Source organism: Mesomycoplasma ovipneumoniae, assembly GCF_038095975.1.
GTDB lineage: Bacteria > Bacillota_I > Bacilli_A > Mycoplasmatales > Metamycoplasmataceae > Mesomycoplasma > Mesomycoplasma ovipneumoniae_C.
In genome coordinates this window covers 800,233-813,959 of sequence record NZ_CP146003.1, presented here as the reverse complement: position 1 = coordinate 813,959, position 13,727 = coordinate 800,233, and the positions used below count along the sequence as shown (strand labels likewise).

Annotated in this window: 10 protein-coding genes; 7 read left to right on the top strand and 3 right to left on the bottom strand. The window is 28.4% G+C overall.

Features of this window, described 5'->3' with window-relative positions; all coding sequences use genetic code 4:
- Positions 1-81 precede the first annotated feature (81 nt).
- On the top strand, positions 82-1,731 hold the full coding sequence (locus V3255_RS02810) for an MIP family Ig-specific serine endopeptidase (protein WP_333503705.1): 1,650 nt from the start codon (positions 82-84) through the stop codon (positions 1,729-1,731).
- 837 nt (positions 1,732-2,568) lie between these two features.
- Here V3255_RS02810 and V3255_RS02805 read toward each other — a convergent pair.
- Positions 2,569-4,347 (bottom strand): surface lipoprotein, encoded by a 1,779-nt coding sequence (locus tag V3255_RS02805; protein WP_337898863.1) that lies wholly within the window; start codon positions 4,345-4,347, stop codon positions 2,569-2,571.
- 231 nt (positions 4,348-4,578) lie between these two features.
- Between V3255_RS02805 and V3255_RS02800 the strand changes: the two genes are divergently transcribed.
- The 4 genes from V3255_RS02800 (at position 4,579) to V3255_RS02785 (ending at position 8,210) form a co-directional block, all read left to right on the top strand.
- Positions 4,579-4,884: a hypothetical protein gene (locus tag V3255_RS02800; protein ID WP_333503708.1), complete on the top strand. Its 306-nt coding sequence runs from the start codon at positions 4,579-4,581 to the stop codon at positions 4,882-4,884.
- Between the two features lie 280 nt (positions 4,885-5,164).
- On the top strand, positions 5,165-6,418 hold the full coding sequence (locus V3255_RS02795; RefSeq protein ID WP_333503709.1) for a hypothetical protein: 1,254 nt from the start codon (positions 5,165-5,167) through the stop codon (positions 6,416-6,418).
- Positions 6,419-6,656: 238 nt separating this feature from the next.
- On the top strand, positions 6,657-7,199 hold the full coding sequence (gene yihA / locus V3255_RS02790) for a ribosome biogenesis GTP-binding protein YihA/YsxC (RefSeq protein WP_318046497.1): 543 nt from the start codon (positions 6,657-6,659) through the stop codon (positions 7,197-7,199).
- Positions 7,200-7,259: 60 nt separating this feature from the next.
- The gene (locus V3255_RS02785) at positions 7,260-8,210 is read left to right on the top strand and encodes a nucleotidyltransferase (RefSeq protein ID WP_333503710.1); all 951 of its coding nucleotides are present in this window, start codon (positions 7,260-7,262) and stop codon (positions 8,208-8,210) included.
- On the opposite strand, the gene V3255_RS02780 is transcribed toward V3255_RS02785, so the two are convergent.
- Positions 8,211-10,826, bottom strand: coding sequence for a cation-translocating P-type ATPase (locus tag V3255_RS02780; protein WP_333503711.1), 2,616 nt, complete (start codon positions 10,824-10,826; stop codon positions 8,211-8,213).
- A gap of 61 nt (positions 10,827-10,887) precedes the next feature.
- Between V3255_RS02780 and smpB the strand changes: the two genes are divergently transcribed.
- Positions 10,888-11,325 (top strand): SsrA-binding protein SmpB, encoded by a 438-nt coding sequence (smpB, locus tag V3255_RS02775; protein ID WP_303438451.1) that lies wholly within the window; start codon positions 10,888-10,890, stop codon positions 11,323-11,325.
- Between the two features lie 11 nt (positions 11,326-11,336).
- On the top strand, positions 11,337-11,951 hold the full coding sequence (locus tag V3255_RS02770; RefSeq protein ID WP_333503712.1) for a thermonuclease family protein: 615 nt from the start codon (positions 11,337-11,339) through the stop codon (positions 11,949-11,951).
- Between the two features lie 570 nt (positions 11,952-12,521).
- Here the strand turns inward: V3255_RS02770 and V3255_RS02765 are convergent.
- The gene (locus V3255_RS02765) at positions 12,522-13,700 is read right to left on the bottom strand and encodes an IS3 family transposase (RefSeq protein ID WP_333503664.1); all 1,179 of its coding nucleotides are present in this window, start codon (positions 13,698-13,700) and stop codon (positions 12,522-12,524) included.
- Positions 13,701-13,727 lie beyond the last annotated feature (27 nt).

Below are 13,727 nucleotides of genomic sequence, written 5' to 3'. Positions count from 1 at the left end.
TCAAAATCATAGATAAAAAACTAGCTGCCTGAATTTTTTCTACTAATTTAATCAAACTTTTATTTTAAGGTACACAAACTTATGCAAAAAAATAATAAAGAAATAAGAAAATTGAAAACATTTTTAATCACTTCCACTTCAATTGTTGCACCTTTAAGTGCAGTGGTCTTTCTAGTTGCTTGCCATGAAAAAGAACAACCAAAAGTAACAAAACCAAACACTTCATCAGATAATACAAAAGAAACAATAACTACTCCACCACAAAATAACCCGCAAAATGGCCAACATGATTTTGTCACTCATTTCAATCCGAATTTTATACATAGTGGAATAGAAAATGCTAAACGCTTAAGAGAACAACAAAAACAAGAATTAGCATCTAATTTAGCGAAACTAACAGATGCGCAAGCATATGAAAAGCTAAAAAACAGAACTTTTGCAATCGCTTTCAATAGCGTTGACAAAACAGATGAGAGCAATCCTAATCATGTTGTCAAATATGAGCCGACAGGAACAGGTTGATTATTAGATGCTGCTTACAATGAAAACAAGACGGAAGTAATGTTGTATATTGCTACAAATGCTCACGTTTTTGCCAGATCTTTTAACACTTTAGACTCAAAATATAAAGACACTTTCCCTGAATATTTTACTGAGCCAAACAAAGGCGAAAAAGTAGATAGCTTTATTATTGGTGTGCCAAAAAAAGAAGCTAATATCCAAGCAATTGATAATAACTCAAGACCAGATGCAAACAATACTCCTGTTTACTTTATTAACAAGCAATTAGGAGAAGGGAGTGAGATTGGTATCGAAGGAATTTTTGATAATCCCAAAACTGTCTTTGTGGCTTTAAATATTTTTGATGATCAAACAAATGAGCAACTAAAACAAACATCGACCACATCTCCTAGTAGTCAAAAAATAAACAATGGAATTGGTAAAGATTTTGCCGTTTTTGGACTAAAAGTTAATTTAGCAAAATTAGATGACCTCATTTCAAAAAATGATGCAAACAAGGAAAATTTTCAATTATTCAAAGAGCATATCGAAAAGGCAATTGTAGACATCGAGCAAGATATTGCTAAGTTTCAAACACAACAGTATCCAAATCATGACAAAAAGGCAGTACCTTATATAAGTTATGATTATACCTCAATTTATCAAAAAGGTATTGCTGAGCCAGAAAAATTAGGAATTAGCGAATCTGCCATTTTATCCCCCAATACCACAAAACTTTATTTATTAGGTTATCCAAGCCTTGATGGACAACAATTTTTGATGAGAAATTATCCAAAAAACTTAACTAACAAGGCTTTTGCAATTTCTAATGATAGTTTCAGCAATGGTTTAACGCTAAATGACATCCTCAGCCCTAACAGAAGTTATTCTTCTTTTGGCTTTATAACCTTTATTGAAAATAGTGGACTGTATTATGGAGCCTCTGGGTCGCTCGTCATTAACGATTATGGCTTACCTGTTGGTATTTATTCCGCTGTTCAAACCAGAGGGGGTAATTTAGACATTAGTGGCAAGGCTGGTTATACTCCTTTTGTCCAAATTACTGATTTTGACTCTTATGGACTAGCACACAACTTAATTGATGGTACAAATAAAAAACTGTTTCCCAAACAAGAAAAATCATATCGGCAAAACTTAAAAAAATTATCTGAAAATGAAGGCGAATTTAAAGATTTTCGCAAAACTTTACTATTTCCAGATGGCCCTTAATATTTAAAAAGTTAAAATAAAAAAATAATTAATTCTCGTAAATCTCAGGTTTTTTAAAACTTGAGACTTTTTATTAAGCCTGAATTTTAAATCTAACCATCATAAAAGCAAAATCTATTCACTAATCAAATAAAGGAAACTAAAAAAGCTAAAATTTTAACTTAAAAAGCAAAATTTTGGAATTTTTAAACTACTTTTTTAGTTTAAAACACTGACAAAAACCATAAAAAAATACAACTACTATTTAAACTCAATGTAAATAGAAAACTCGTTTTTACTTACATTGAGCCTAAAAAAACATATGAAGTTTTGAAAGAACAATAATTAAAAGCCCTAAATTTGTAGATTTCTAAACGGGTAAATTTAAGGCATACCATCATACTTAAAAATATAATGGAAAAGTCGCACTGTCTAATTTTTTTAGACAAAAAACATAACTGATCCCCCCTTAATTCATATCAAAATTTATTAATTTATTCTTAGCGAGGTTTATTATAACATAATTTTATTTTAGACCAAGCATTTTTTTACAAAGGGTTAATTTTAAAATAATAAAAATTAAGATTTTAGCGTAAAAAACCCGGATTTACGGGTATTTTTGCGTTTTTGCATTCAATAAAAAGTGAATTTTTGCCACCAAACTGGGAAACTCAGAAAATTAAGGTTTTTTGCCAATAAAATTTATAATTGTGACGGCCACACATTTTTGCCAAAATTATTAAAAAATGTGCCTAGAATACAAATTATCATCTAAATCAAAGGGTTTTAACATCTAGTTTATTAGTTGTTGCTCTAAAATAAAAGGGTAATTTTGTTGGTAAAATTACAAAATTTTATTTAAATTAAAAATTGATCAAGGGGAATTTCGCCTTTAATTTGAGTGGTTTTGTAATCTAAAAATTGGAGCGTCTGATCTTGAGGAGTCAGCGTTGAATTTGGTAAAAGATTTGCATATTTTAGTTCAAAACTATAAATTAACTTCTTATTTTCTAGTTTGAGTGTAATTTTTTTGTGGGCATCATTTCTGATCATGCCATCTCATTCTAGGGAAATAATTTGTGGATAAGGGAAAAAGTTGTTGTTTTTAATATGATCCTTGACTAAAAATTCCTTTAAAAGAACCTCAGGATCGGGGTTTTTTATTTTAAAATAAAGACTGTCAAAAATTATTTTAGTTATTAGTCCCTTTTGAATTTCAGATAGTTCTTTATTTTGTTTATTGTCTTTGAAAATTCGTTTATCTCTTATTTGAGGCCAAACTTTATGACTGTCAACTTCAAATTCAAATTCAGCTGTATTTTTATTATTTTTCTTTAAATTGGAAAAAGTAAATTCTTGAAGATCACTAATTTGTTCTTTTTGCTCTTTAAATTTTGTTTTTTTGACTTGAATTTTTAAAGTCCCATTTTCATCATCAGGAGTTGCGCTTATAATATCAAAGGAAAATTTTTCCTCATCATTTAGTGATTTTATCCCTAAAAATTCATCTTTAAGACCAACTGAAAGTGAAACTTCACTAAATGCAGCATTAAAATCGCCAAAAAGTACCGAATTTAAAACAGCTTCATTATCAGAATTGACTAATGCGTATGCCAAAATTGAAGGACTTATTTTGCTAAAAACAGGCCGTAATTCTTTTTGATATAATTCTGGCTCTTGATTTTGTTGAATTTCTTTTGATTTTTCTAAATCTCAAAAAAGGTTCACTCGTTTTGTGACTTTTGTGTCTGAACCCTTTTTGGACACTGAAAGTTCAACACCTTCTAACCTACTTTGATTAATATCACTGTTATTTCCAACAGTTTTAATCTCAAAAGGAAAACTAAAGGTAATTGTATAATTTTGGTCATCAAAGTTATCAATTTTCTTTACAAAATTTTCATAATGAAAAGTTGATGGTTTTTGCTTATAACGAAAAAGTACGGTTGCAACACTATTTGATGAATCTTTTTCCTGTTTAGCTATTTCTAAAGAATTTGGAATTTTTGCTAAAACAGCATTCAAATCATTGACTGTTTGGATATGTAGTCTATTTTTTTCAAGTATTATTTTTTGTTTTTCTAGTTCTTTTTGCCTTTTTTCTTCCTCAAGTTTTGAAAGGCGTTCTTTTTCTTTAAGTAGTTTTTCGGCTTGTTCCTTTTTTTGTTTTTCTAATTTTTCCTTTTCAATTTCTAGTTTTTCTTTTTCTTTTTTGATTTCTTCTGAACTTTTATCACTTTTTTGTTCATCAGTTGAAGCTTGATTTTGTTTAATTTTATCAAGTTCTTTGTTTATTTCTGCTTGTTTTTCTTCAATTTGTTTTGTTTGTTCTTCTGTTTTTTCGATATTTTCTTTTTGTTTTTTTGTTTCTTCGATTAATTTCAAAGTGTCTGATTCAATTTTGCCTTTTTGTGTGTCAAGAAAAGCAACAGGATCTCCTTGCACGTTAATTCCACCTTTTGGAGGATCAGGGTTTTGTTTTGGTGGATTAGGGTTTTCTTTGTCTAATTTTGGATTTTTTTTATCTTCCTTATTTTTATCACCGTTATTTTGGCCACATGCTGCAGCGAGAAAAAACGTTGGAATTAAAACTGTAAGACTTCCTAAAAACCATTTTTTTGAATATATTCTTTTCATAATTCTCCTCACAAGTTAGATTAAATTATAACATAAAAATAGCTAGTTTTCTAATATATCTTAAAAAATACTATTATTTAAAACATAGAAATGTGTTTTTTGTTGGTTAAAATTTTTGTCAATTCTTGCTAGGCTAGGTACATTCAATTTTTATTTTATAAATAAGTTTATATTTTTGATATAATTATACTAATTTATTTTGGTTTAGACTTTAATTCTTAGGGGTGAAATATGAAAAAATTTTGAAAAATAGCAATTATATTAGGATCGGCTGTTGTTGTAGCAGGAACAGCTGCGTTTGTTTTGATTTATAAATATAAAAATACTAAAGAAGACGAAAAAAATTCAATTACCGTAGAAGTCCCTGATGGTCTTTTTGATCCGCCTCCAAGCTTTCAACCCGTAGAATCTAGTGAAAAAATAAATCAACCAGAAATAATTTCGTCCAGCGATAATCATAATATTCCAGCAAATTCATCAAAAGATCAGCCTAAAATTTTTTTGTTAGTAAATAAGCTATATTTGAAAAACAGCTAAAATATCCTTAAATTGTAGACTAAAAGAAGTTAAAATACTGCATTATTATAATTGTGTTTTATTTTTCAAGTTAGAAATATTTTAATACTTTGAAGAATTGATATAAATAAATTTTTTAGGTTTGCTTGGTTTTTAAAATTTTTTGTTTATAATTAATAAATATAGTAAATCAAACAAACAGGATGAGCTAGATCATTCCTGTTTTATTTTTTTAAATAATTTTATATTCGTGGTATTATTATAAATTATTGGTGTTGGTTTTAATTTCTAGGAGTGAAATATGAGAAAATCTTTAAAATTGGTTTTTGGATTAGTTCCAGTTGTTGCAGGCTCAGCAGGAACGGCTATTTATTTGACTTCTAGTAATGCTATTTCTAATTTGGACGATACAAGTTTAGCACGCCAAACACTTCAAGTTGAAACCCGTCTTTCACCACTTTCTGATTCACAAGATAATGAATTCAACCAAAATTCTGAAGAATTATCAACCCAGAAAACTATAAAAAATGATGAAACAATTGTTCTAAAAAGTCCAGAAGTCTCAGAAGATTCTCCAAAATCTCAGCCTATTAAAGTTACTAAAAACACAAAAAAACCAAAAATAATTTTTTCTAATAACCAAATTGAACTACCAAAAAATTCACCAAACACACAACCAAAAATCTTATTGGCCGAACCTGTCAAAAAACCAGTTGATGAAATAAAAAAAGCTGTTTCAGTTAGTAAAATTCAAAGTAGTGAAAGTAAAAATTCTTCTATTTCAGTTTTAGAACCCCAAAAGCCAACAAATTTAGACAAATCCCCATCAAATTCTTCTGAAATTATTCAAAAAGTTGTCATAATTAAGCAAAAACCGACTCAGGCTGAAGAGAAAATTCAAGATCCAACCCCATTAATTTCTCCTGTAGTTTCTAATGAAGATGTAAAACCGGTTTTACCGCCCAAAATTGTAAAAACTCCTGAAGTTATCGTTATTAGTGAAACTCCAAAAGTTGAACACAAAGAAGATACTCCTAAACCTAAAACCCAAACCCAAAGTGATATTTTGAAGTCAACATCATCCTATTCAATTTCTCCTGCAACAATCGAATCAGAGCGTGAAGTTGATGAAATAATTGAAAACCTAGAAAATGATTTAAAAATATTGGCTCATCCTTCAAAATATCAGGATCCCCAAAATTATTCACAAGCAAAAAAGCGACTTTATAAATATATCTTTAAAACAAAAGATCAAATGATAATTTTTAAAGAAAGATTCCCAAAAAAACCATTAACTGAAGAAGAAGCGCGCTTTTTATTCGACTTTTGGGAGAATAATTATGCTCATTTTTATCCTCGACTAGCTAAATCAAAAAAAACTCGTGAAAATTGAAAAAAAGAACTTCAAAAAGTTTTGGCAATTACTAAAACACCAGAAATTGGTGCTTTTAATAGAACAACAGGCGGTCATGTGTTTATTATCGATGAAACAAACATAAATAACGATGAGTGAATTGAGGCTCAACCTAATAGCCCAACCCCTAAAAAATCTTAAAGTTTATCTAGGCAAAATAATGTTAAAATCCTTCAAAGTAGTTCTAAGTCTTGTTTCTATCGCCGCTGGTTTTGTAGGAACACCGGTTTATTTTAGTCCGCTAAATGTGAAGAAATGAGATAATTAAAAAATTATAGTTATAAACAATGGTAAATAATCAAAATATTAGAGTTATCACTCAAACTGGTGGTCGTTTTGTTTAAAATTTTATAACAATTTTTAATTCTAAAGTGTTACAATGTGAAAATTTCTTAAATCATGTCCAGAGCAGTGTTTTTCTGAAGATCAATTTGCTTTTATTGGGCGTTCAAATGTTGGTAAATCCTCGCTAATTAATGCGCTAGCAAGGCAAAAAATTGCCCGTATTTCGTCTACTCCTGGAAAAACTCAGCTTTTAAATTATTACCAAACTAGCCAAAATAAGTTAATTGTTGACCTTCCAGGATATGGTTATGCTCGCCTTTCTCATGCAAAGAAAGATCAAATTGAATCGATGATTTTTAATTATTTTAGTAAAAATAGCAATATTTTATTAGTTTTTTTGCTAATTGACAGTCAAATCGGTTTTACTGATCTTGATTTTAGTATGATTGAATTTTTGGTTTCATTAAATATAAAGGTGCAAATTTTAGCTAATAAAATTGATAAAACAAATCAGTCCCAGCGATCAAAACTGTTAAAAGTGTGTAAAAATTTATCACTTGAGTGTTTGAATGTTTCGGCAAAAAATGGCACAAATTTAGATAAAATTCATCAAATAATTAATCAAGAAAAAAATTAACCTATAAATTCATAGGTTTTTTAAATTAAAAAGTAAAACTATTTTTAAAAAAGAGGAAAAATGGCAATTGCAATTATCGCTGAGTACAATCCTTTTCATAATGGTCATATTTATCAGCTTGAGTATGTTAAAAAAAACTTTCCTAACGACAAAATTTACATAATTTTAGGCGGGAATTTCACCCAACGTGGTGAGATTAGTCTCGCTAATTTTGAAACAAAAAGGAAAATAGCACTAAAATATGGGGCTGATTTTGTAATTAGATTGCCTTTCGAATATACAAGTCAAGCCGCTCATATTTTTGCCCAAGGTGCACTAAAATTAATTTTTGACCATAAAATCGACAAAATTATTTTTGGATCAGAATCAAATGATGTTCAAAATCTATATAATTTAGCAAATTTGTGGAAAAATAACATTGATGAATATAATATTTATCTCAAAAAAGCTTTAAAATTAGGTAATTCTTTTCCAAATGCAGCAGCAATTGCCCTTGAAAAAATCAGTTCGCAAAAAATTATTTACCCTAATGATATTCTTGGATTTGAATATGTTAAGCAAATTGTGCTAAATAATTACCCAATTCAAGCATATAGTCTTAAAAGAACTGTTGATTATAATGAAACAACACCAACTGGAAAATTTGCTTCAGCAACATATTTGCGAAAATTAATTAGCCAAAATAAGTCAATTTCTCAGTTTTCGCCAATGGAATTTAGCCAACCAGTTTGTTCGTTAGCCTTGTTATATCCAAAATTTCAGGAAATTATTCGACAAAAGTCGCCTGAATCACTAAGAAAAATTTGACTAGTAAAAGAAGGAATTGAAAATTTATTCAAAAAACATATCGACCAACCTGACTTAGATAGTTTTTTGAGTGCCACTAATTCAAAACGTTACACTAATTCACGCATAAAACGAACAATGTTGTATATTTTATTTAATATTGAAGACCCATCTAAATTTGACGAAAGCACAGTTGATCTTGATTGTTGAAAAAATCAAAATTAATTAAAATTTTTTAAAGTATGTTTTAAAAAATTTTAAAATTTGGTCTAATACAAACGGTGCAAAAATTGTTAAAAGTAACAGATAATTATAATTATTCTTTAAAATAAGATAGTTTGAATTGCTAAAATCATTTTGGGAAAAAACAAAATTTATTCCGGGAATAAAGGAAACAATTAGAATTGAAGTAAAACTAGCTAAAAAACCAAGGTGTAAAAATTTTAGATCTGCAAATTTATATTTAAAAATATTCTCATCGGCGGCAAGTATATAAGAAAGACTTGAAAGGCTAATACTGATAATTAAAAAGGAAAAAGTTTGTGAATTTGTGATTCAAAAACTTAGCAGTGCTAAAAATGAGATGAATATCGCTCAAAACATTATGTTAAAAATCAGTTTTTTGTTAAAAAGTGATTTATTTTCGTTTAAAAAGCTTTTATTCATAACGTTTTTTGAAATATTTGTAAGACCAAGGGCGATTCCCCCGAAAGTTTCAGAAACAACATTTATTCAAAGTATTTGTAGCGATGTAAAAATTTGTTCCTTAAAAAGTAAAGTTGCAAAAATAACTGATAAAAGCATTGAAAAATTAGCAACTAGTAAAAAAACAAACAGTTTTTTAATATTCGCAACAATATTACGGCCAATTTTTATTGCTTGATAAAGAGTTTTAAAATTATCATCGGCTAAAACAACATTTGCAACTTGTTTTGAAACTTGTGAGCCAGTTATTCCCATTGCAAAGCCAACATCGGCTTTTTTTAATGAAGGAGCATCGTTAACTCCGTCACCTAACATAGCAACAACATGTTTTTTTGTCTGTAGCGCGCCGACAATTTCTAGTTTATCTTCAGGTTGAACTCTTGAATAAAGGTGGAATTTTTCAACATTTTCACGTCAAAAGTCATCTTTTTTTCAATCAGGGTTCCCTGTTGCAAGTGATTCTGGACCTAAAATTTCAACATTTTTTGCAATTGTTGCGGCAGTGTGGAAATTATCTCCTGTTATCATTATGGTTTTAATTTCTGCATCTAAAAGATCTTTGACAATTGGTTTAATTTCTTTTCGCGGCGGGTCTTGAAAACATACAAGACCTGAAATATTTATGTTTTTTACATAATTTTCTAGATTTTCATTAGGTTGAAGTTCATTTTCAATTTCACGATATCCAAATGCAAAAATACGGTATCCTAAATTTTGCATTTGGGTTAATTTTTCTTCTAAAATAGGGTCTAAATTGTCTGCCTTTTTAAAAATAATTTCAGGCGCCCCTTTGATAAAAAGAAACTTTTTGTTGTCAATTTCATAAAAAGTAGCTGAAAATTTGAGCTTGGAACTAAAGACAATTTTGTCTAAAAATTTGTGTTGTTTTTCAACTGATTCTTTTTGAATTTCAAAAGTTTTTGCCTTTTGTAAAATTAAAATTTCCTCAGGATCACCGTAGTATTTTTCAACTGACTTATCAAAAAAACTATATGCGGTTGTGTTTAAAACAGCTTGTGTCCAGAAATTTTTTGATTCAATTTGGTGATAATAAATTTCTTTAATTTGCATTTTATTTTCAGTTATTGTTCCAGTTTTATCTGAACAAACAATTGAAACGGCTCCAAGAGTTTCAATTGTTTTTAAATCTTTTACAATAGCATTATTTTTTGCTAATTTTTTAACACCAATAATTAAATTTATAGTAACAAGCGGAATCAAACCCTCGGGAATAAAGCCAATTGCTAGTGAAAGTGATATTATAACTGCATGTTTTGACTGGTTAAAATCGCCATTTTCAACTAAAAATATATAAATAAAAAAGAAAGAAATTGCTAAAAATGCGGCAATAAAAGTGATAATTTTCGAAAATTTAGCAATTTTTTTCTGAAGTGGAGATTCTAATTCGTCTGTTTTTGTTACAAGTGAAGCAATTTTTCCAAGTTCAGTATTCTGACCAACATCTGAGACTAAAATTTTTGCCTGTCCATTTAAGACGCTTGTTCCACTGTAAACTTTTGCGGATTTATCATCCCAATTTTTAAATTCATCTTTAAAAATTGACGTTGACTCACCAGTAAGAATTGCTTCAGATACGGATAATTCTTTATTTTCAATGACAAATCCATCGGCGCTAATTAAATCACCAGAACTAACTTCAAGAATATCTCCTACTAAAATCTCATCAGATTTTAGGCTTATTTTTTTTCCATTACGAATTAGTGTTGAAACTGGCGAGTTAAGATCTGAAATTGCATCTATCGCTTTTTTTGATTTAGTTTCTTGAACCAAAGAGAAAAAAACATTAATTGCAATAATTAAAGCAATAACTACTGGCTCAAGATACGAAATTAATTTAGCTCAAAAAGGCAAATCATGTTCAAAAACCGAACTAATGATAACCGAAATAATAATAACAAAAATTAAAACTAAGGTAAGAGGCTCTTTTAGTTGCAATAAAATACGGAAAAATAATGATTTTTCCGGAATTTTTGGTAGTCTGTTTTCGCCAAAAAAATTTTTTGATTTTTGGATCTGTTCTTGATTAAGCCCCCTTTTTTTGTCAACTTCCTCTAAAAATGTTATTTTATCGGTATTTTTATAGTCAATTTTCTCTTTTTTTTCTTTTTTGATCATTTTTGCCTTTTTTTATATAAAATTATTTTGAATATAATTATATAATTTTTTAGGTTCAAAGATGAAAATTTTAATTGAAAATAAAAGAGCTTATTTCGACTATGAAATAATTAGCAAATTTACAGCGGGAATTGTCTTAGAGGGATGAGAAGTTAAATCTGTTCAGGCGAAAAATATATCGCTTGTAGGTTCTTTTTGTTATTTTAAGGGTTTAGAACTTTATTTGTCAAATGCAACAATTAGCGCTTATAAAGGATCCCGAGGTCAAACTGATCGCTCAAGAAAACTTTTATTACACAAACACGAGTTAAAAAAAATTTTTAAAGAAAAAGTTACACAAAAATTAACTATTATTCCACTTTTTGTTGGTCTAAAAAACCGTAGAATCAAAATCGAAATTGCACTTGCAAAAGGGAAAACTAAGGTTGATAAAAGAAACGCCATAAAAGAACGAGATCAAAAAAGGGAGACACAAAAATTTTTAAAAAATTACTATTAGTTCCAGGGTTTTTGCCACTTTTTTCGCTTACAAGTTGTTATGACTATCTTTCAGAAATTATTTCAGAAAAAACAGTTCCAACTGATGGCTTAAATCCAATAAAAAAACTACCTATTTTTTCTAAAAATTCACGAATTAAACAAGGTTTAACTTATACAACATTTATAAAAAGTGTTTATGACGGCGACACTTTCACCGATAAAAACGGTATGCGTTTTCGAATTTTTGGGATTGACACTCCTGAACTTGAACTTAGCCGTCCAAATCGTTTGATTAACGTAAAAACTATGAAATTTCATGGTTTAAGAGCCAAAAAACGTCTAGAACAGCTAATTTTAAATCGTTGAATTTCATTTGAAATTGTCGGGCATGACCCCTATGAACGGATTATTGTTATTCTAAAAAACGAAAAAGGCGAGATTATTAATATCAAAATGGTTAGCGAAGGTCTTGCAATTCATCGTTATGCCCAATATCAAAATCCTAAAAAAACTTATTATTATCCTGAATATAAAAGTTTAATTGACCAAATTTTAAAAGCCCAACAATCTGCCAAAAAAAGTAAATTTATGCTCTGACAAGAAGATATTTCAACAATTTATGGTCTTAAAAAGTTAAAGAAATAAAAATGAAAGGCAATTACACCCCGAGTTTCCTAGTGTGATAAGATAATCTTAAAAAGTGTCCGGTTTTTTGGGCACTTTTTTAACTTTTTTGGCAAAAGTTAATTACCTATTTTAAAACACTGGCAAAAATCAATTTATGGATAAAACAACAAAAATCATAAAAAAATATAACTGTTATTTAAACTCAATGCAAATAGAAAACTCATTTTTATTTAAATTGAGTTTAAAAAAAAATATGTGAAGTTTTGAAAGAACAATAATTAAAAGCCCTAAATTTATATAGATTTCTAAACGGTTAAATTTAAGGCATTCCATCATATTTAAAAATATAATGGATAAATCGCATTTTCTGATTTTTTTATGCAAAAAACATTACTAATTCCCCCTTAATTCAATATCAAAATTTATTAATTATTCTTAAGTGATGTTTATTATAACATAATTTTTTCTTAGACCAAGCATTTTTTTTTTTTTTGCAAAAGGCTAATTTCAAAATTATAAAAATTAAGATTTTGGCTCAAAAAACACGGATTTTAAACTAGGACAAAGAAAAGTAACAGTTTAATATTATTATAACATCATAGCATATTGCTGTGGTGTTTTTCAATTTAAAATCGATTGAATTCTATAATTGTTGTATCAAAATATATAATCTGCAATTATTTTTTTCAGATCTTCAAAAGTTATTTTGCTATAGTTTAACTCGTTTAAGCATTCACTTTTTATAATTGAAAATCAATATTCAGCCTCCCTATTATCCAAAGAATTTCCTATGCGAGACAACGAAACAGTTCCTCCCATTTTATTTATTTTGTCAATATAGACTTTTGAAGTGTATTGAAATCCATGGTCTGAATGAATAACAAAATCTTTATCAATAGACCTAAATGTCTTTATATTATCCATAACTAAATTAAGATCATTGTTTATAGATAATTTAAAATCTCTGATTTTTTTAGTTTTATGCTCAATTATTACAGACAAAAATACATGGTTTTCCTTAACATCTCTGGGAGCTTTTATATATGTAACATCAGTAGCAAAAATATTTCTATTTAATTTATCATTGTAGTCGCGTTTAACAATATCCGGCAGTGCGAATTTGGTGTTCTTAATTTCGCTCTTTCTTCTTCGTTTTCTAATTTTGCATACTAAATTCAATCTTTTTAAATGTCTTCCAAGACTTCGAGGGTTAATGTAAATATTATATTTTATATAAATATAAGCACTCAACCTTAGGCGACCGTATCTACCTTTGTTATCAAGAAAGGATTTTTTAATTATTGCATCATTTTTGTGCTCCTTTACTTTTATAACTCTAGTTTTAGATTTTGCCACTGATTGTCTACATACATTAAAAATTTTTGCAGATTTGCTGTAGGGAATATTTAGTGTTTTGGCTTCACTAAGTTTTCCTGATTTTGATTTATCTTTGTTGGTTTCGTAATATCTCTTAGCTATTTCTATTAATTCTTCTTTTGTAAATTCGTTTCAATCGGGTTCAATTTGTTTTTTAGGTTTGCCACTCCCTGGCTTTCTCCTTGCACCCTTTTTATCTAATAATTGGTCTTGCATACCATTATTATAATATCTAATAATTTTTTTGATTCTTCGAACTAGTTGATCTCTGGTTATAAAATTTGTATCTGGCGAAATATCATTTATATAATTTATTGTTTGTTTTAATCCAAATTCATTGTAAATTTTATAAATCATATCAAACTCGTCCTTTTTAAAGTGTCTTGACATTAGTATTCTCCTTTTTGTTGAATTTGA